The 19,331-nt window shown below is 39.3% G+C and carries 15 protein-coding genes, 3 tRNA genes and 1 rRNA gene; 14 read left to right on the plus strand and 5 right to left on the minus strand.

The window, feature by feature from the left end; genetic code table 11:
- The 4 genes from rrf to KEM09_RS17270 form a co-directional block, all read left to right on the plus strand.
- Positions 1-92 (plus strand): 5S ribosomal RNA (rrf, locus tag KEM09_RS17255); the annotation flags it as partial.
- Positions 93-215: 123 nt separating this feature from the next.
- Positions 216-947 carry a hemerythrin domain-containing protein gene (locus KEM09_RS17260; protein ID WP_212230187.1) on the plus strand — a complete coding sequence of 244 codons (732 nt, stop codon included), beginning with the start codon at positions 216-218 and terminating at the stop codon, positions 945-947.
- Positions 947-1,522 (plus strand): response regulator transcription factor, encoded by a 576-nt coding sequence (locus KEM09_RS17265; RefSeq protein WP_212230189.1) that lies wholly within the window; start codon positions 947-949, stop codon positions 1,520-1,522. The genes KEM09_RS17260 and KEM09_RS17265 overlap by 1 nt, the downstream gene beginning before the upstream one ends.
- A gap of 2 nt (positions 1,523-1,524) precedes the next feature.
- Entirely contained in the window at positions 1,525-1,902 is a 378-nt protein-coding gene (locus tag KEM09_RS17270; protein ID WP_212230191.1) for an RDD family protein, read from the plus strand.
- On the opposite strand, the gene KEM09_RS17275 is transcribed toward KEM09_RS17270, so the two are convergent.
- Both KEM09_RS17275 and rlmH read right to left on the minus strand, forming a co-directional pair.
- Complete coding sequence (locus tag KEM09_RS17275) at positions 1,899-5,582, minus strand: sensor histidine kinase (protein WP_212230194.1); 3,684 nt, start codon at positions 5,580-5,582, stop codon at positions 1,899-1,901. The two genes, KEM09_RS17270 and KEM09_RS17275, sit on opposite strands and share 4 nt — an antisense overlap.
- Positions 5,583-5,627: 45 nt before the next feature.
- Positions 5,628-6,101 (minus strand): 23S rRNA (pseudouridine(1915)-N(3))-methyltransferase RlmH, encoded by a 474-nt coding sequence (gene rlmH, locus KEM09_RS17280; RefSeq protein WP_212230196.1) that lies wholly within the window; start codon positions 6,099-6,101, stop codon positions 5,628-5,630.
- Between the two features lie 207 nt (positions 6,102-6,308).
- On the opposite strand from rlmH, the gene KEM09_RS17285 reads away from it, so the two are divergent.
- Positions 6,309-6,713 (plus strand): DUF4783 domain-containing protein, encoded by a 405-nt coding sequence (locus KEM09_RS17285; protein WP_212230198.1) that lies wholly within the window; start codon positions 6,309-6,311, stop codon positions 6,711-6,713.
- Positions 6,710-7,555 carry a carboxylating nicotinate-nucleotide diphosphorylase gene (gene nadC, locus KEM09_RS17290; protein ID WP_212230200.1) on the plus strand — a complete coding sequence of 282 codons (846 nt, stop codon included), beginning with the start codon at positions 6,710-6,712 and terminating at the stop codon, positions 7,553-7,555. The genes KEM09_RS17285 and nadC overlap by 4 nt, the downstream gene beginning before the upstream one ends.
- Before the next feature lie 143 nt (positions 7,556-7,698).
- Here nadC and KEM09_RS17295 read toward each other — a convergent pair whose 3' ends face one another.
- Positions 7,699-8,889 carry a transglutaminase-like domain-containing protein gene (locus KEM09_RS17295; RefSeq protein ID WP_212230202.1) on the minus strand — a complete coding sequence of 397 codons (1,191 nt, stop codon included), beginning with the start codon at positions 8,887-8,889 and terminating at the stop codon, positions 7,699-7,701.
- A 147-nt stretch (positions 8,890-9,036) separates the two neighbouring features.
- Entirely contained in the window at positions 9,037-11,661 is a 2,625-nt protein-coding gene (locus tag KEM09_RS17300; protein WP_212230204.1) for a valine--tRNA ligase, read from the minus strand.
- Between the two features lie 304 nt (positions 11,662-11,965).
- Between KEM09_RS17300 and KEM09_RS17305 the strand changes: the two genes are divergently transcribed.
- From KEM09_RS17305 to KEM09_RS17315, 3 genes are read left to right on the plus strand one after another with little or no spacing between them, the layout of a single operon-like run.
- A complete protein-coding gene (locus tag KEM09_RS17305) occupies positions 11,966-12,514 on the plus strand; it encodes a hypothetical protein (RefSeq protein WP_212230206.1) in 549 nt (182 codons plus the stop codon).
- The gene (locus KEM09_RS17310; protein WP_212230208.1) at positions 12,504-14,816 is read left to right on the plus strand and encodes a TonB-dependent receptor; all 2,313 of its coding nucleotides are present in this window, start codon (positions 12,504-12,506) and stop codon (positions 14,814-14,816) included. Before KEM09_RS17305 ends, KEM09_RS17310 begins: the two co-directional genes overlap by 11 nt.
- 48 nt (positions 14,817-14,864) lie before the next feature.
- Positions 14,865-15,284: a Fur family transcriptional regulator gene (locus tag KEM09_RS17315; protein WP_212230210.1), complete on the plus strand. Its 420-nt coding sequence runs from the start codon at positions 14,865-14,867 to the stop codon at positions 15,282-15,284.
- A gap of 105 nt (positions 15,285-15,389) precedes the next feature.
- On the opposite strand, the gene xerD is transcribed toward KEM09_RS17315, so the two are convergent.
- Positions 15,390-16,289: a site-specific tyrosine recombinase XerD gene (gene xerD, locus KEM09_RS17320; protein WP_212193305.1), complete on the minus strand. Its 900-nt coding sequence runs from the start codon at positions 16,287-16,289 to the stop codon at positions 15,390-15,392.
- Between the two features lie 188 nt (positions 16,290-16,477).
- Here xerD and aroQ point away from each other — a divergent pair, with 188 nt between their 5' ends.
- The 5 genes from aroQ (at position 16,478) to KEM09_RS17345 (ending at position 19,193) form a co-directional block, all read left to right on the plus strand.
- Positions 16,478-16,900 carry a type II 3-dehydroquinate dehydratase gene (gene aroQ / locus KEM09_RS17325; RefSeq protein WP_212193306.1) on the plus strand — a complete coding sequence of 141 codons (423 nt, stop codon included), beginning with the start codon at positions 16,478-16,480 and terminating at the stop codon, positions 16,898-16,900.
- Positions 16,901-16,996: 96 nt separating this feature from the next.
- On the plus strand, positions 16,997-18,421 hold the full coding sequence (gene pyk, locus KEM09_RS17330; protein ID WP_212230212.1) for a pyruvate kinase: 1,425 nt from the start codon (positions 16,997-16,999) through the stop codon (positions 18,419-18,421).
- Positions 18,422-18,913: 492 nt separating this feature from the next.
- Positions 18,914-18,987 (plus strand) — tRNA-Asp (locus tag KEM09_RS17335).
- A gap of 36 nt (positions 18,988-19,023) precedes the next feature.
- Positions 19,024-19,097, plus strand: a tRNA-Asp gene (locus KEM09_RS17340).
- Between the two features lie 22 nt (positions 19,098-19,119).
- Positions 19,120-19,193 (plus strand) — tRNA-Asp (locus KEM09_RS17345).
- Positions 19,194-19,331: the final 138 nt, after the last annotated feature.

The raw sequence follows: 19,331 nt of genomic DNA on the forward strand, positions 1-19,331 counted from the left end.
GGGTTCCACCTCTTCCCATTCCGAACAGAGAAGTTAAGCCCGATAGCGCCGATGGTACTGCGTAGAAGTGGGAGAGTAGGTCGCCGCCTTTTTTTTAGAGAAACCTCTTATTCAGAAATGAGTAAGAGGTTTTTTGCGTTTATGGTTATCTTATATTGTTTGCTATTTTAATTAATTCCAAATAAAAACTATTTTTGTGGCCTAACAATTTGTATATGCATATTACAGGTGATATGAAAATGGTGGATGTTGTTCAACACGACATCCAACTGCTGGCTGTTATACAGCGCTTTGAAATTCCTTTGGGCTTTCGAGAAAAAACAGTAAAAGAAGTTTGCGATGGACACGAAGTAAATGTAGACTTCTTCTTACACATCGCGAATTCATTTCATGATAAAGAATTTTTAGATTGGCAGAAGTTTAAAACTTTTCCTATAGAATGGATAATTCGTTATCTCAAAAATGCCCATCGCTGCTATATTGATTACCGCATTCCTGAAATTGAACGTCAGATACAGAACTTCGAAAAGCAAGTTGATATTAATGAGAAAAATATTGATTTGTTATTGAATTTCTTTAGAAAATACATTACGGAGTTTAATGCACACATAGAGCAGGAGGAAAAAAATGTATTTCCATATATTATACGTTTAAATCAGCTTGTAAACGAGCCAACTTCTGAAGGTATTGACACGTCTGATGAATTCTTTATAAAGCAATATCACGAGGAGCATAATAATATTGAAGAAACGTTATTTGACCTGAAAAGTATTTTACTGAAGTATCTTCCTCCACCGGTTAATAACTGTTTGTATAATAACTTGATATATGACATATTCAGGTTAGAACGTGATTTATTGGATCATGCCGAGTTGGAAGAGAATGTTCTTTACCCATTGGTTAAAGAGATGGAAGATATTTTAATGTCGAATAGAAGCAGTAAATAATGGCCAGAGTACTAATTGCCGAACAATCACATATTATTGGATTAGGCTTATACAACCTGGTTAAAAGCTTCCAGGAAGTTGAAAGCATTAAAATTGTTGCACACGGAGAAGACTGTTGTAAGATCATAGAGCAATATGAACCTGAATTACTCTTTGTAAATACCACCTTTCTTAAACCAGAGATGATGCAAAAGGTAATGGACTTAAAGAAATCAGATGCTATACTGCTTCATGTTTTTAATACTTCTTTACCACTTGATGCTCCATTGACGCAGATATCTATTTTAGACAGTAAGCAAAAGCTACATCAAAAGATTGAAGAAGCTTTGAACAAGGTAAAAGAGTCTTCTGATGAAATGGATACCGAAGAATTGAGTCCAAGAGAAAAAGCGATATTGAAAGAAGTTGCTTTAGGTTTAACTAATAAAGAAATTGCCGAAAAAACGTATATTAGTACACACACTGTGATATCGCATCGTAAAAATATCACCCGGAAACTGGGAATTAAAACGGTGTCAGGATTGACAGTGTATGCTATATTGAATAATATTATTCAAATGGATGATATATCCTGAAGATGACAAAAGAAGGCAAGCTGCAAATTGGACAAATTAATTTCTTTACCGAACGGCTATTGGCTGGTTTAGTAGATGGGAGTATTGTGTTGGGACTATCACTATTTCCTCGTATTGGGTGGTTGTTTGGACTTATATATTTTCTGTTTAAGGATAGCTTGCCACTATTGAATGGACAAAGTTTTGGACGTCGCTTATTCAAAATTAAGGTAATTAATAAGGCGGATGGTACTGGCCTAATGAAGTCACCTGATAAGGCACTTATCAGGCAAATTATATTTTTAGTTCCAATCTTAAATTTACTTGAATTATATCGGTTCTTTACCAAATCAGAGCGCTTTGGCGACACCTGGACTGATACAACTGTTGTTAGAAGTTAATCTTCTTCATAAGCTGGAAACTGGATGTAGAAAGTAGTACCAATATCTTCGGTGGTTTTAAACCAGATTTCACCACCGCTATTAACAACAATATTTTTCACAATAGCCAAGCCAAGTCCCATACCGCTTGATTTTGTAGTAAAGTTGGGCATGAAAATCTTGCTCATTACATCATTGCTGATTCCTTTACCATTGTCCGATATGGCTATGGTTATCTGCGATTCAGCAGAGGTTGCCGTAATATTTATAATCCCTTCTCTATTAGCTGGAATTGCCTGAACAGCATTTTTAATGACATTATTAAAAATACTAACCAATTGGTCGGGATCAGCAAAAACAAACCGTTTGGTTGCTTCAATGTTCAGGCTAAAATGCATATCAGGTTCTGATTTCTCAAACAGTGCTGTTGTATTAATGAGCTTTTCAATAATATCCACTTTTGTTCGCTTAGCTTGTGGCATTTTAGCAAAATTCGAAAACTCGTTGGCAATGGTGTGCAACTGGTCAATTTGTTCGATAAGTGTTTTTGATACACGCTCGAGGTAGCTATCAAAATCTTCGGGGTTGTTTTCCCAGGCTTTAGTCAGGTATTGTACACTAAGTTTCATTGGAGTCAGAGGGTTCTTAATCTCATGTGCAATCTGTTTTGCCATCTCGCGCCATGCCATCTCCCGCTCCGATTTAGCCAGCTTTTCAGCACTTTCTGATATCTCATCAACCATACGATTGTATTCTTTAACCAAATTGCCAATCTCATCGTTGCCTTTATAGTTTATTTTTTGGTTCAGCTTATCTATTCGTATTTGTGCCAGGCGATCCTGTATCAGGAAAAGAGGGCGAGTGATTCGGCGCGAAATGAATACCGCCACGCCAATAGCAAATAGTACAAATAGCAGGTAGGCATTAATAACTGCTACTATAAGTGAATAAATTTCTGATTTAAGTTCGTTATTACCAACGAAATAGGGGAGGTTTAAGTAAGCCAAAACGTTTCCTTCATAGTTATATATTGGTACATAGGCTGATGTGAAATGTAGTGTACCAATATATTCCTCATGGATGTATTCTGCTTTTTGCAGGTTAGTCAATTGATAAAAAGCATGGGTATTCATCATTTGACCAGATAATCCTTGCTGATATACTTCAGGGCGTGATGTGGCCAATAGCCTACCGTTAGTGTTATATAGGTTAATATCTGAATAAAAAACATTTGAAAATTTCTGTAACAAGTATTGCAGGTAGTCATGCATGCTATAATCAAGCTCTTGTTCGTTAACAATTTTTTGCTCCATCTCCTGTAGCACTGATTTAATGCGTTGCGATAGCATCTGATTGTTTTTCTGCTTAAACTGGTGAATGGAGTAGAATACTGAACTGATACCTATCGCTAATAAAATGACTACCATTAGGCTGACAAATGTGATCTGTATTTTTTCCTGTATCGAGAAGTTGACAGCAGAATTCTTGTGGGTTCGTGTAATAAAGAAGATGATAGCAGTAAGTAGGAAAAACAGCAGAGCGTAAACAGAAAATGACATTAATAGATAAATGATCTTTATTTCAGGCCTGCTTAATACCAGCACAGTATCTTCACTTATTTGATATATCAGGTGAACTGTATTCTCATTGTGAAAGAATAGCTTGCTGCCAGATTCTGTTTGTGGAAATGTGTTGTTAATAGAGTACCTGTATGGGCCCAATTGTTTAACAAGTTTGTTGTCTATAAACTTTGCAAATGAATAGTTCTTATAAAGAGCATTGTTTATCTGTTCAGACTGGTTTTGTAAAAGCTCGGGATATCCCAGACCTGAAAAAATGGGTGTTGAGTTTATCTCACAATAAAGGGTTGTTTCTTTATTTGGGTCATCCTGCAGATATGGAATCTTACCAAAATATGTGATCTGACCGTTATCGTTATCCAGAAAATAGAAATAATCACACGATTCCAATGGTTTACCCTGCTTAGTAATCAGCTCATCAAAGTATTGATAGCAGTTAGTGGTAATATTTTCCGATTCAAGATATAAAGGCGCACTTTCCCAGCACACTACTATTTCAAGGTTATAACGCTTCCAATAACCGTAAAAATAGTTTTTCTCAAGGTAGCTGTTTATAAGTTCCTCATTATTTTCGTTATCTAGCAGTAATTTAATCAACTGCTCATCTGATTTTAGTTTCTCTTCAATATCACTCAGATACATTTCGGCTATTGGATCTGATTCTCTGGTGAGTTGGAACGATAAATTTTCGATAAGTAACTCCCGGCTATCCTTTTCTTTATCAAGGTTGTAATGGTACAATAGAATTACCAGATAGAAGGAAGTGATAAAAATTACCCAGATAAAGGAGCTATAGGTAATACCATTTGAATTATTGCGTTGAGCAGTAAGTAGTATAAAGCCAATGGCAAACAGTACTAACGGGTGTATGAGTAATAGAGTGTTTTGGATTATGAGGCTAGTAATAAGTGCGATAAAAATAAATATACCAGCAATTATCAGGTATTCTTTTCTTGATAGATGGGATTTTATAGCAACAATAATCCGTTCAAAAATGAAAAGAACAGATATGTATAAAAGACAGATGATTATCAGCTTATATAATGCAATTGAATTTAGATCTGTTATGTTGAAAAACACTGCTGCCTGTGAAGAATTATTGACAATGATGGCAAGTAGATTATCTGCTGCTAAAAACAAAATAAGCAGTAGTACAAATTGAGTTGTTATGAACAGATACTTGCTAATTCTCGATTGTTTGTAAAGAAGAAAAGCAGGCGTTTTATAGTATCTGTAAAAACAATAAGCAAATATGAGTATGAAAAGGCTAAACATTAGCATGCTGCCAAGCGAAGAGAGCCAGTCGGAAAAGGCAAAAACGACAGGCGAGAATAAAGGATGGTAGCTAAAATCTTTTGGGATAGCAAAATTGATAAACAGCAGCCATAGTCCTACAAAAAATACCAGTGAACCAATTAAAAAATGATTACTCCATGCTCGGTTTTTAAAGCTATCTAATGCTTTAATGCCAATGGCAATAAGTAGCGAAAAGCATAACAGGTATAATACAAAAGCAGCTATGCTGGTTGGCGATGTTATCTGATGATAGCTATAATGAAGGGATAGCAGGTAATTATCATTGATATCATATATGGGAACCGTATTTTCGCTTTGAGTCAGACTGATGCCGGGATTATGTGTGATGGTAAAATCATCAGCAAAATCATTGTTCAGAAATTTGTTCTGGTATTCATACTGCTTTTTAATCAGACTGATTGCCAATAGTTCATACCTGCCAACATTAATGCGTTGTTGCAAATACCAGCCATTGGCCAGTTGTATTACAGAAGCCGATTGGGTAACTATCTTGTTGATGGGAACAATGTGAGTGGACCAGGCAATAAGAGTTGAGTCTTCATATAAATAGAGCAGCTGATCTTTCTTTGCCAGCGAATCCATCGTTCCCCACCTGTTGTGCTCATTCCATTTACTTGTATCGTTTAAACCAGCCAGCGATTGTATTAGTTCGTTCTGTTTGTCCTTTATTGTTAGCTGAATCGAATACGAGTCCGCATCATGGGTATATTCATGATCGAACTGATGTTCTACTATTCTTCCTAATAAGTAAAGGGCAATAGCAACTATTAAAAGTGTGATAATTTTGTGCTGTTGACGCGACATAGTCATGGTTTAATACACTAAAGATAGAAAAAATCAGAGAGGGGCCTACTCATGGTGGTATGGTTCATTTTTTAAGATAGTCATGGCCCGGTATAATTGTTCAGTAAAGACCAGTCTGACCATTTGGTGCGAATAAGTCATTTTTGACAGGCTTATTTTACCATTTGCTTTAGCATAAACTTCATCGGAAAAACCGTAAGGCCCTCCAATTACAAACACCAGGCGCTTTAAGCCTGCTACCATATGCTTTTGTATCATTGTTGCAAATTCAATCGAACGATACTCTTTGCCCTTTTCATCCAGTAACAATATGTGATCGCCTGCTTTAAAGGTTTGCAGAAGCAATTGCCCTTCCATGCTTTTTTGTTGGTTGCTCGACAGGTTTCTGGTTTTTTTCAGGTCAGGTATTACCTGCATTTCGTAAGGCAGATAGTGCTTTAAGCGCTTCTCAAATTTCTCAATGCCAGTTTGTAAATAAGCCTCGTCTGTTTTACCAATCACAACCAAAACAACTTTCATGCGTATACCCCTTTTTTAACAATAATAAATTAAAACCTTAAAAGTGTAGTTAAATTAAGCTAAACCTCTATTTTTGTTGTAAAAGTAATGAGTGATTGTTGAAATCAAGAGGAATAGTGGATGGAATAATGGAGTTGGGCACTTATTTATATTACATTTTGACTAAATAGGCTTGATATTTGTAAATGTTTGGTCGACAAACGCTAGATGATGATTAATTTCAAATACATTTTTACGCTTTCGCTGGTTGTGTTTTTAACCACTCAGTTGCTGGATGCCCAACAAACGGCTTCTTTGCCCGATGGTGTTATTATGGCAGTAAAAAACAGCGATGCCGAAAAGCTGTCAGCTACCTTTAATGAGCAAGTTGAAATTATTTTGCCGCATAAAACTGCGGTATACAGTCGTAAGCAGGCCGAAATGGTTTTGAAAAATTTCTTTGAACAGAATCCAATTACTGAATTTAAGTTGATTCATCAAGGGAAAAAAGATAAAGCCTCATATGCCATTGCTAATTACTACACGTCAAACGGGCAATTTCGCTTTACTTTTCTGACCAAACAAAAAAGTGGTAAAATTTATATTCATCAGATAAGAATTGAGAGACAATGATTAATGAATTAATTGATCAGTTTATTGATATCTCCATACGCGAAGATATTGGAGACGGTGATCATTCTTCACAATCATGTATTCCTTCAGCTGCAGAAGGGAAGATGTATTTACTGGTTAAAGAAGAAGGGATTTTGGCTGGTGTTGAAGTGGCCAAAAAGATATTTCATAAAATTGATGCAGATATTAGCCTCGATATACATATTAATGATGGGGCCAAAGTTCAAGTGGGCGACATCGTGATGCATGTGAGGGGTAAAGTTTGGTCGCTGTTGCAGGCCGAGCGATTGGTGTTAAACGTGATGCAACGTATGAGTGGCATTGCTACCCGCACGGCCGAATATGTCGAACGTTTGGAGGGGACCAACACCAGAGTGCTTGATACACGTAAAACAACACCAGGTATGCGCTACCTTGAGAAGGAGGCTGTGCGTTTGGGTGGAGGAGTGAATCACCGTATGGGTTTGTACGACATGGTGATGCTTAAGGATAATCACATCGATTTTGCAGGCGGTATCGAAAAGGCAGTGCAACAGGTGAAAAGCTACCTAAAGGATAAGGGTAAAGACCTTAAGATTGAGGTGGAAGTGCGCGATTGGGACGAGCTCGAAGAAGTGATACGTGTGGGCGGGATTCAACGCATTATGCTCGATAACTTTTCGGTGGAGGAAACTAAAAAGGCGGTTGATTATATTAATGGAAAGTTTGAAACCGAATCAAGCGGAGGTATCACCATTGACACCTTAAGAGATTATGCGCTTTGTGGTGTGGATTATATCTCGGTGGGTGCACTTACGCACCATATCAAGAGTTTGGATTTGAGCTTAAAAGCCATGGACTAGAAAAAGAATATGGGCAGGAGCCCGTTAGATATAGTAATCCCCTTCGTGACCACTGAGGTCAAACGAAGGGGATTATTTGTTAGAAACAAGCTGTTCTTATTAGCCTGCCTTGTGTACGTAAATCGTTTTTAGCTAAACCTACACTACTTATAATAAAGTTTCAGCGACTTAGGTTCATCTGAAATATTGAGCTTAATTGATTTCATCTGACCACCTTCTCCAGTGTAGTTAAAGCTGTAGGCTTTGTTCTTTTCCAATACAAACTCAAGTACGTCGTTCATATCCTGTGTAGGCCCTGCTGTGCGGCCGCCACCAACCTGGTCGGCACCACAAAATACGTCTACATTTACAGACATGCGATCATCGCCCTGAAAGGTGCATACATCGTCTTTAAACATCATCACCTTAACCGTCACATGCGTTTCGGCAATCTTTTTTGCAGCTTCTTCAGCTTCGTATAGTTGTATGTAACGCTCTGATACATTAACAGCCGGTACATATTTAATATCAAAATCCCACACCAATGGAAAGTGGATGCCTGTTGGTTTCCATGAGCTGGCATAGATGGCATGCTCCGGATTATCGGGAATAGACTTGCCGGCATCGGGCAAAAACCAGCTTTTATTTAAACCGCTGGGGTAGTATTCAGTGAAATACCACTGGCCATCCACCCACACCTCATTCCAGTTGTGGTTGCCTCGCTTATCGTGCCAGTTTGGTGTACCGCCAATACGTGATGGAATGCCAACGGCTCTGAAAGCATCGGTTAGCAGAATGGACAGACCGCTGCACGACGCCATGTTTTGTTCCATGGATTCATAAGGGCTTTGGTCGGGTTTTTCACGTTTGGTATTGTAGTCTACGCTCACTTCGTCGCGTATATTTTTATTTACCGAGTCGATGGCCGAACGGATATCTTTACAGTCCTTCACATATTTTGAGAAGCGTTCGTAGAAATCTTTTCGCCAGTTGTCGCGTCGCTCGTTCAGGCTGGCATAGGGGAGCACATCGTTAAAAAACACTGAATCAGGAATGGCCTGTGCCCATACAAACTGCTCACGGGCTATGAAAGCATAGTCGGTGTTTTCAAGAATAAAATCCGCACTTAGCGCTTTCAGATCGTGCTCGGGCATGTAGGCGATTAAAAAAGCTACAGCTTCTTTTTGGTGAGCAGGAGCTGCCTCCAGAGCCTTTTTGATTTCAGGCGCATTTTGTTCGGCTTTAACAAGGGCTTCATCGAGCAATTGATGATACTGTTTTGGAATACCCGTGTATTTTGTACAGGCACCCAGGCTGAGCACCATTAATAGTGCGAGGATTGATTTCTTCAGCATGATAATTACGATTTGTTTGAAGCAAAACTACAAAAAGTTAGGGCTGATAGATGTTAAACGATGTTCAGATAGGTGAACAAGCTACAGTAAAACGACAAAAAGAAAGCCGGCAAAATGCCGGCTTTTATCTATAAAGAAAATCTTGCGTTATTTTTTCAAACGGGCAATGCTTTCCGTTAATGTTTTGATCTTGGCTTCGGCATCGGCCTGCTTTTGACGTTCCTTGGCCACAACGGCTTCGGGGGCGCTGCTCACAAAGCGTTCGTTACCCAGCTTCTTCATCACACCTTTCAGGAAGCCTTCCTGGTGAGCCAACTCTTTTGTGAGTTTTTCTAACTCAGCTTCTACATCAATCAGACCTTCCATTGGCACAAAATATTCGCTGGTACGCACCATAAACGAAACGGCTCCCTCTACTTTCTCATTAACCATATTTAGTTCGTTCAGGTTGGCCAGCTTGCAAAGTACGGCGTTGAAATCGGGAGTAAAGCCTTCGCCTGCAAAAATGCTTAACGAAAGAGCATCTTTCATCGGGATGTTCTTCTCCTTACGGATGGTGCGCACACCACCAACTCCTTCTTTCAGCATTTCAAACTTATCGATGATAGATGCATCCAGACCTTTAACGGTTGGCATCTCTGATACCATGATGCTTTCGCCTTCTTGACGCTCTTCCAGAGCCTGCCATAGCTCTTCTGATAAGAATGGCATAAATGGATGCAACAGTCGTAGCAACTTATCAAAGAACTCACTGGTGGCTTTGTAAGTCGCTGCATCCAATGGTTTTTGATAAGCTGGTTTTACAGCTTCCAGGTACCATGATGAGAACTCCTGCCAGAAAACGGTGTAAACCGTCATCAGGGCATCAGAGATACGGTACTTCTCAAAATGGTCGTTCATGGTGGCAATGGTCTGATCTAATTTGGCATCGAACCAGGCAATTGCTTGCTTAGCCGATTCGGGCTGCTCAATGTTTTCATCAATCTCCCAGCCTTTTACCAATCGGAAGGCATTCCATATTTTATTGGCAAAGTTACGGCCTTGCTCAGGTAAGTTTTCGTCAAATAGCAGGTCGCCTCCAGCCGGCGAACACAATAGCATACCCACACGCACACCATCGGCACCATATTTGGCAATCAAATCCAATGGATCAGGCGAGTTACCCAGCGATTTAGACATTTTACGACGCTGCTTGTCGCGCACCATACCGGTAAAGTACACATTCTTGAACGGGAAAGTGCCTTTATATTCGTAGCCGGCAATAATCATACGCGCTACCCAGAAGAAGATGATATCGTGCCCCGTTACCAAGTCATTGGTGGGGTAATAATAGTCAATTTCAGTCTGGTCTTCGCCATAGCCGTCGAATACCGATAGTGGCCATAACCATGAAGAAGCCCAGGTATCCAGCACATCTTCATCCTGCTTGATGTCGGCCATGGTTAAGGCCGTGTTGCCCGTTTTTTCTTTGGCCAGCGTTAATGCTTTTTCGTCATTTTCGGCTACCACGTATGAACCGTCGCTCAGATAGTAAACCGGAATGCGGTGGCCCCACCACAGCTGACGTGAGATACACCAGTCTTTCACGTTTTCCATCCAGTGACGGTAAACGTTCTTGAATTTCTTAGGGTGAAACTCCACTTCATCACTCATCACTGCTTCCAACGCAGGCTTGGCCAGTTCTTCCATTTTCAGGAACCATTGGGCCGATAGCTTTGGCTCAATCACCACATCCGTGCGCTCCGAGTAACCTACTTTATTGGTGTAGTCTTCTATTTTGGCTAAGCTTCCTGCTTCTTTTAGAGCAGGAATGATTTTATCTCTAACGTCAAAGCGATCTTCGCCGATGTATAGCTCAGCGGCTTCGCTCAATGTGCCGTTATCGTTAAAAATATTGATGCTCTCAAGGTTGTGGCGCATGCCAATCTCGTAGTCATTGATGTCGTGGGCAGGAGTAATCTTCAAACAACCTGTACCAAACTCCATGTCTACATACTCATCCTCAATAATAGGTATAGAGCGATTGATTAATGGCACCAATACTCGTTTGCCTTTCAGGTGAGTAAAGCGCTCATCGTTGGGGTTGATACACACTGCTGTATCACCTAAGATTGTTTCAGGGCGGGTAGTGGCAATGGTAACAAACTCATCGCTTCCTTCAATCTGGTAGTTCAGATAGTACAATTTCGATTGTACTTCTTTATAGATCACTTCCTCATCCGAAACAGCAGTAAGGGCTTTACAGTCCCAGTTAACCATGCGCACGCCACGGTAGATGTAACCTTTTTCAAAAAGGTCAACAAACACCTTAATAACCGCATCACTGCGCACTTTATCCATTGTGAAGCTTTCGCGATCCCAATCGCACGACGCACCTAACTTCTTTAATTGCTGAAGAATTATTCCGCCATGTTCCTTCGTCCAGTCCCATGCATGATCCAGAAATGCATCCCGCGACAATTGTTTTTTGTCAATGCCTTGCTCCTTTAGTTTGTTAACAACTTTGGCCTCGGTGGCAATAGATGCATGGTCGGTACCCGGCACCCAGCAAGCATTTTTGCCCATCATTCGGGCACGACGGATTAATATATCCTGAATGGTATTGTTAAGCATGTGTCCCATGTGCAGGACGCCGGTGACGTTTGGTGGTGGGATGACAATGGTGTAGGGTTCGCGCTCATCAGGAACCGATTTGAAAAATTCATTATCCATCCAATACTTATACCACTTGTCCTCGGTAGCAGACGGGTTGTACTTGCTTGCAATTTCCATAATTGTAATTGTCTTTCTTCGTTTTTCGTAATGATTACCCATGGCCATTTGCCAGGGAATTTTGATAAGGATGCAAAAATAAGAAAAAAAACAGTGTTAAGGTATTGTTTCAGGGAGAAGTGAACGCTTAAAAGGTTAACAAGTATTTAGCAGGTTGAAGAGTATAATGTTGAAAAAAAACACGCTGTAATATTCAGTTAATCAGTATTTAGGTAGAGTGAAAGTGTTTTAATTTATTTTCAAATGCAACAATGTTGCATCAAAAACGTTACTTTTGCAGCAAAACACTTTAATTATTTAACTTATGAAGAAGGTATTTCACATTTTAATGCTAATGGTTGTCATTATTGGTTTATCATCATGCGAGAAAGATGACCCGGTAATTCCCAATGAAGGCGAATTAATAACCACTCTTATCTACACGTTAACTCCGCAGAATGGAGGAGAATCAGTGGTTTTATCGTTCAGAGATATGGGAATGGGACAACCGGAGGTAGTTACAGGAACTTTAAAGGCAAACACAAACTATTCAGGAGCCATAAAATTATTAAATGAAATTGAGATTCCTGTAATTGATATTAGTGAAGAGGTAAAAGAGGAGGGCGATGAGCATCAGTTCTTTTATTTGAGCACGATTGAAGGCCTTGATGTTAACTATACTGATGTTGATGAAGATGGTTTGCCTATTGGTTTAGCTACGCAGGTGGTTACCAAGGCTGCTGGTTCGGGAGAGCTAACTATTATATTGCGTCATGAACCTGCAAAAGATGCACCTGGTGTGTCGGACGGTGATATAACAAATGCAGGCGGAGAAACTGATATTGAAGTAACTTTTGAGGTGGATGTTGAATAAGTTCACATATCTCATTGCTTTTTTTGTTTTCAATGCCAGTTATGGGTGGGCGCAATTGTGCAATAATAGCCTTGTGGGCCATGTAGTTGATCAGCATAGTGGTGATGCAATAGCCTACGCTGCTGTGGCTGTTGAAGGGAGTAATAAAGGAACCATTACCGAAGAGGATGGTTCCTTTGTGTTAATGCAATTGTGTAATTCCGACAAAGTACTGCACATAAGTTGTGTTGGCTATAAAAAGGCGATAATTAATCTGGATAGTATTAATGGAGGTAATCTCCAAATCAAACTTTTGAAAGCAGTAAGTACTTTTGATGAAGTTGTAGTTAATGCCAATTACATATCCGAAGCACAGCAGGCAACAAAGAAAGTTAACTCAGAGGACATCTCTCAGGGAGCTAACCAGAATCTGGCTGGGCTGCTGGAGGCGGTTTCCGGAATCAGTTCGCTCAAAAGTGGCGGAGGTGTATCCAAGCCAGTGGTGCATGGTCTTTATGGCAATCGCCTGCCAATTTTAAATAATGGCATTGCTCAGAGCGGACAGCAGTGGGGTAATGACCATAGTCCCGAAATTGATCCTTTAGTGGCAAATACAATTAGTGTTTTAAATGGAGTTGATGCCTTGGAGTATCAGGGGCGCTCGCTGGGAAGCATGGTATTGGTGGAGCCTGCCAGGATAAGTGCTGTTGAACAGTTAAACGGACAGAGTAACATCTTTTTTGAATCAAATGGCCGCGGAGCAGGTTTAAACCTTCAACTGCAGCAGAGTGCCCCAGGTTTGGCCTGGAAAGTGAATGGGACTCTAAAGAAGAGAGGTGATCAGCATGCAGCCAATTACTTCTTAACCAATACAGGTGTGGAAGAGGCGAATATTGCTGTTCAGCTCGAAAAAAAGGTTAATGAGCAATGGTATATTGATGCCTACCTGAGTTCATTCAATACACAAATTGGCATCTTGAGAGGTTCACACATTGGTAATATTACAGATTTAGAAGAGGCACTAAAGCGAGATGTGCCTTTTTATACTAAAGAAAATTTTTCCTACACGATTGATGCTCCGCGGCAAACAGTGCAGCATCATTTACTAAAGTTTCAGGCAAAACACCTGATAAATAGCAGGAGATGGGTTCACTTTACTTATGCCACTCAGCTTAATAATCGAAAAGAATTTGATGTGAGAAAAGGTGATCGTTCTGATATTCCGGCCATGAGTTTGACTCAATTTTCTCATTATTTGAAGGCTGGCTATACATCCTTGCTTGGCAATAACTGGAAGTGGAAAGCCGGGCTGCAGTTTACATTTATCGACAATACCAATCAGCCGGAAACCGGCATTTTGCCTTTGATCCCGGATTATAATTCTTATGAAACGGGTCTGTATTCATCTTTTAGTAAGAAAATGGATGACTGGGATCTTGATTTTGGTTTTCGCTACGATAGACAGATTCAAAATGTGGCAGCAATTTCAACAACAGTACCACGAGAAATACAGAGATACAATAATGTATTTTCCAGCTACAAATTGGCGTTAGAAGCAAAAAACTACCTTAGTGAAGATGTGTATTGGTTGATGGGAGTTAATCTGGGCACTAGAAATCCGGAGGTAAACGAGTTGTATAGTAATGGTTTGCACCAAGGAGTGGGCGGGATAGAAGAAGGAGATTCTACTTTAAAACCAGAAACAGGGATTAAAGTTAATGCCTTAATTAACGGCCAATTATGGCATAAGATGCTATTTGAAACAGATTTTTACTATCAATACATCGATAATTATATTTTTCTTAATCCGCAAGATGAAATACGATTAACCATTAGGGGGGCTTTCCCGGTATTTAAATACGAGCAAACAATGGCTCATATTTATGGTGCCGATCTCAATCTATCCTATCTGTTTAGTTCTCAGTTGAAGGTGAAAGGACAATACAGCTATTTGCGAGGTCATAACGTAAGTGACAATGAACCTCTGATTTATATGCCATCAAACCAGTTAAGATTTTCTTTTGTTTATGAGTTGGAGCGTTTGGCTGGTTTCGAAAAAGTGACTATTGAAAGCAATTATCAATACGTATTTCAGCAAAAGCACTTGCAGGCCGATCAGGATTATGTGTTGCCGCCTGATGGATATGGTTTGTTTGGGGTGCGTATGAGTGCATATAAGCAATTTAAACGTCACCGCCTTCAGGCTTATGTGAAATTCGATAATTTGCTAAACAAGGCTTATCGTGATTATATGAATCGAATGCGCTACTTTGCCGATGATGTAGGTCGTAATGTCGTAATTGGTCTGAATGTAAATTTCTAACTCAATCATTGTTTTCTTTAACGTACTAAAACAATTACTTTTGCCAATATGATGAGTGAAGATAGTATAAAAGAATATTTGAGAGAGAGAGCACTTAAAGCAACGCCTATCAGGGTAGGATTGCTGAGTTTGTTGAGTGAGCGCGAATCGGCTATCCCATATTCGGAAATACAGGAGAACCTGAAGAGTTTTGATCGTGTGACACTGTATCGCACACTCAATGCATTAATCGACGGAGGGATAGTGCATAAGGCATCAACTTCGGGCGATGAAACGTATTATGCTTTGTGTAGTCAAAAATGCTCTAAGCATTGTCATAAGCATGAGCATATTCACTTTAAGTGCACCGCATGTCATGAAGTATCGTGTGTGCATATTGAGCAGGCTATTAAAATTTCAATTCCTAACTTTCAGATAGAAGAAGTTTCTGTAGAGGTGAAAGGCGTATGTGACAAGTGTTGCAAATAACAATTGCTGAGTAGCTGTAATAACTGTTTCTGACTTGTGGAGATTTATCCGATAATAAAAAAGCGCAACTGAAATCAGCTGCGCTTGAAAAATTTCTATATATCATTACGATCTTGGATGGAATTGAATGAGTGTATTCTTTAAATATTCCTTATCAAGATGTGTATATATCTCGGTAGTAATTATCGATTCGTGTCCTAACATTTCTTGTACCGCTCTCAGGTTAGCTCCTCCGTCAATTAAGTGAGTTGCAAACGAATGGCGGAATGTATGCGGGCTGATATTTTTTTCAAAACCTAATTTTCTGGTCAGGTTTTTAATGATAGTGAATATCATAACGCGTGATAACTTACGTCCTCTTCGATTTAAGAATAGAATATCCTCATCTTCCTTATGAATCTTAAGAGTGCGGCGGTATTCACTTAGGTATAAATTAATTTCTTTAATAGCCTTGGAGCTAATAGGAACTAATCTTTCCTTGTTACCTTTCCCTTCAATTTTGATAAAACCTGATTCGAAGAATAGGTTTGAAATCTTAAGTTCAATCAATTCTGAAACACGTAATCCACAGCTGTACAGTGTTTCCAGTATTGCTTTGTTACGCTGTCCTTCAGATTTTCTCAGGTCAACAGAATTAATAATTGTGTCAATCTCCTCTACAGATAAAATATCTGGTAGCTTACGGCCTATTTTAGGAGATTCGAGCAGAGCAGTAGGATCTTTCTCAACTTTTTCTTCAATTAATAAAAATTTATAGAAAGATTTAATGCCGCTGATAACGCGAGCCTGTGTGCGTGGGCTGATGCCTCTTTCACCAATCCACTCCATCATTTCCTTTAGGTCTGCAAGAATAACATCCTCTGGTCCTTTTTTACTCCCTTTGTCCTCCAAAAACGTCACCAACTTTGTGAGGTCAGTAATGTACGCATGGATGGAATTGTCAGATAAACCTTTTTCAATTTTAAGGTAATTTCTGAATTCACTAATTTCTGATTCCCAATTCATAATAAAACTTTTAATTGTATTTCCCGATTTCGTATCAGTAAAAATAAGAATTGAACTGATAACGAGCAATAAAAATAAAGAAAAATTTAAAATAATGTTTATTTTCCCTATGAAATTTTAATTTTTCTCTGTGTTTTTTTATTCCAACAAACTATCGTAATTTTGCGGCCATAAATAGTACAGCCAATATGAACTTGTTAATAATAAACGGTCCTAATTTAAACCTGTTAGGTAAACGCGAGACTTCCATCTATGGATCAGAGGCTTTTGAAGTTTATCTTAACAAGCTCATAAAAAGTTACCCTGAAGATGTTTTGAGTTATTTTCAGTCGAACAGCGAAGGGGAAATTATTGATAAAATCCATAATGAAGGTTTCTCTGTTGACGGTATCATTCTCAACGCAGGAGCCTATACTCACACTTCATTGGCAATTGCCGATGCAATATCAGCTATTAAGAGTCCGGTTATTGAAGTACATATTAGTAACGTGCATAAACGCGAGCAGGTACGTCATAAGTCATTTCTGTCACCTGTATGTAGAGGTGTAATAGCAGGATTTGGACTTGACTCATACCGTTTGGCTATTGAAGCTTTTAAATTATCAGAATAATATAGAAAAGAGTGTTTGAAAAGTTGAATCTAAGTAGGGGAAGGACTTAGTTCAGCATAATATAAATTGTTGCATACCACCAAGAAAAATTTAGTTATGAAGAAGTTTACCAAAATTGTTGCTACAATTTCGGATCGCAATTGTGATGTTGATTTTCTGAAGAAACTGTACAAAGCAGGCATGAATGTCGTGCGCCTGAATACTGCGCATCAGGATTTTGAAGGCGTATTGAAGGTTGTGAATAATGTAAGAGCTGTTTCAGATAAAATAGCCATCTTAATTGACACAAAAGGTCCGGAAATCAGAACCACTAAATGTGAGGCTGATATTGAGTTGACAACAGGTGATGTGTTGAAGGTAAAAGGCGATTTGGATGGGATTTCGAGCAAAGAGTGTATTTGCGTAAGTTATGGAGATTTCGTACAGGATATGCCTGTTGGAGGTCAGATTCTTATTGATGATGGCGAAGTGGCTCTTGAAGTTTCATCTAAAGAAGATGACCATTTGCTTTGTAAGGTGCTGAACAATGGAATTGTTGGTAGCCGTAAAAGTGTTAATGTTCCGGGAGTAAGAATTAATTTGCCATCGGTAACAGAAAAAGACCGTAACTTCATCAAATTTGCAGCTCAGAATAACATCGATTTCGTAGCGCACTCATTTGTTCGTAACAAAGAGGATGTGATTGAAGTACAGCAGATCCTGAATGAGATGGAAAGCCCGATGAAGATTGTGGCTAAAATTGAAAACGAAGAAGGTGTTGAAAATCTGGATGAGATTCTGGAGCATGTACACGGAGTGATGGTGGCGCGAGGTGATTTAGGTATTGAAATTCCGCAGGAGAAAATCCCTGGAATTCAGCGACGCATGATTCGTAAATGTGTTGAAGCCAAAAAGCCGGTTATTGTTGCTACCCAAATGTTGCACACGATGATTAAAAATCCTCGTCCGACACGTGCTGAAGTAACAGATGTAGCCAATGCTATATACTACCGTACAGATGCCATCATGTTAAGTGGTGAAACTGCTTATGGTAAGTATCCTATTGAAGCAGTAAAAACAATGGCTAAGATTGCCAAGGAAGTAGAAGCTGCTAAAGATAGTCGTTATGATATTCCGGTGTTACAAGATAAAAATGATATTACAGCCTATTTAGCCGACACAGCTGTTCAGGCAAGTAAGAACCTGGATATTAAAGCTGTTTTAACTGATAGCTTAACCGGAAAAACAGCTCGTTATTTGGCTGCGTTCAGAGGTGCTTGTCCTGTGTATGCACTTTGCTACAATTCTAACGTTGGTCGTCAGCTAGCACTTTCTTATGGTATTTTCCCTCGTTTAATGGAAGATGGAAGTTCTAAGAAAGAAATTCTGAAGAAAACGCTTAAAAAGCTATTGAAAAAAGAAATCTTAGTTGAAGATGATTTGGTAGCTTATTTAGGTGGAAGTTTCGGTATTGGTGGCGGAACAACCTATTTGGAAGTAATTACCGTTAAGGCTTTGCTTAAAAAGGTAGATAAAGACTAATCAATCATTGTATTTTACAATATTAGTTAAGGTGTCATTATTTGGCACCTTTTTTTGTATCTGACGATATTATACGATGAACAAAGGTTGTTACAAAGTGACTTTAGTTAGTTGTCAATGTATTTTATGCGATAGTATTCGTGTATGTTTATCTTGAAATGCCAATAAACTATGAAGGAGAATAAAACTCAGAATAGTGTTGTCAGGCTTTAAGGTGCTCATATTTTGTAGCTGGTTTTTGTGGCAGAATGACTGAAGGAAAAAAATCAGAAAAAAGTTTTGATCATAAATGGCTGACAACAAAGCTTGAATGGATTTGAGGTTAATAAAAACAGTACTTCTATTGAAAAAATGTATTGCATAATAGAAAAGAAGCTTTATCTTTGCATCGCTTTCAGAAACAGGGGTACCACTCAATACGGTATCAATAAAGGGAAGCAGGCAATTTAAACGAAGATTGCATCATTAAAAAGACTGTAGAAAATCTAAACTGGTCTGGTAGTTCAGCTGGTTAGAATGCCGGCCTGTCACGCCGGAGGTCGCGGGTTCGAGTCCCGTCCAGACCGCTTGTTTAGTTTTCCAAAATATTGAAGTGTAAAACTGGTCTGGTAGTTCAGCTGGTTAGAATGCCGGCCTGTCACGCCGGAGGTCGCGGGTTCGAGTCCCGTCCAGACCGCTTGTTTTAAACTTCATCTATTGGTCTGGTAGTTCAGCTGGTTAGAATGCCGGCCTGTCACGCCGGAGGTCGCGGGTTCGAGTCCCGTCCAGACCGCACAAAAGCTCATCTTCTCAGATGGGCTTTTGTTGTTTTTATACCCTGGCTTTCATCTTTAAATTTATTTCATCAAAGGATATTAGATCTTTATCCTGCCATAAGCTGGTGTTCGTGTAAACGTAGGGGTGTAACAGC

It is taken from the genome of Carboxylicivirga mesophila (genome assembly GCF_018271975.1).
Lineage (GTDB): Bacteria > Bacteroidota > Bacteroidia > Bacteroidales > Marinilabiliaceae > Carboxylicivirga > Carboxylicivirga mesophila.

Excerpts from the sequence above, each read along its gene's own strand:
- nadC (WP_212230200.1), top strand. The coding sequence starts at position 6,710 with ATGATTAATGAATTAATTGATCAGTTTATTGATATCTCCATACGCGAA.
- rlmH (WP_212230196.1), bottom strand. The coding sequence starts at position 6,101 with ATGAAAGTTGTTTTGGTTGTGATTGGTAAAACAGACGAGGCTTATTTA.
- KEM09_RS17315 (WP_212230210.1), top strand. The coding sequence starts at position 14,865 with ATGATGAGTGAAGATAGTATAAAAGAATATTTGAGAGAGAGAGCACTT.
- KEM09_RS17310 (WP_212230208.1), top strand. The coding sequence starts at position 12,504 with ATGTTGAATAAGTTCACATATCTCATTGCTTTTTTTGTTTTCAATGCC.
- KEM09_RS17275 (WP_212230194.1), bottom strand. The coding sequence starts at position 5,582 with ATGTCGCGTCAACAGCACAAAATTATCACACTTTTAATAGTTGCTATT.
- KEM09_RS17300 (WP_212230204.1), bottom strand. The coding sequence starts at position 11,661 with ATGGAAATTGCAAGCAAGTACAACCCGTCTGCTACCGAGGACAAGTGG.
- KEM09_RS17295 (WP_212230202.1), bottom strand. The coding sequence starts at position 8,889 with ATGCTGAAGAAATCAATCCTCGCACTATTAATGGTGCTCAGCCTGGGT.
- KEM09_RS17285 (WP_212230198.1), top strand. The coding sequence starts at position 6,309 with ATGATGATTAATTTCAAATACATTTTTACGCTTTCGCTGGTTGTGTTT.
- aroQ (WP_212193306.1), top strand. The coding sequence starts at position 16,478 with ATGAACTTGTTAATAATAAACGGTCCTAATTTAAACCTGTTAGGTAAA.
- KEM09_RS17305 (WP_212230206.1), top strand. The coding sequence starts at position 11,966 with ATGAAGAAGGTATTTCACATTTTAATGCTAATGGTTGTCATTATTGGT.
- pyk (WP_212230212.1), top strand. The coding sequence starts at position 16,997 with ATGAAGAAGTTTACCAAAATTGTTGCTACAATTTCGGATCGCAATTGT.
- xerD (WP_212193305.1), bottom strand. The coding sequence starts at position 16,289 with ATGAATTGGGAATCAGAAATTAGTGAATTCAGAAATTACCTTAAAATT.
- KEM09_RS17265 (WP_212230189.1), top strand. The coding sequence starts at position 947 with ATGGCCAGAGTACTAATTGCCGAACAATCACATATTATTGGATTAGGC.
- KEM09_RS17260 (WP_212230187.1), top strand. The coding sequence starts at position 216 with ATGCATATTACAGGTGATATGAAAATGGTGGATGTTGTTCAACACGAC.
- KEM09_RS17270 (WP_212230191.1), top strand. The coding sequence starts at position 1,525 with ATGACAAAAGAAGGCAAGCTGCAAATTGGACAAATTAATTTCTTTACC.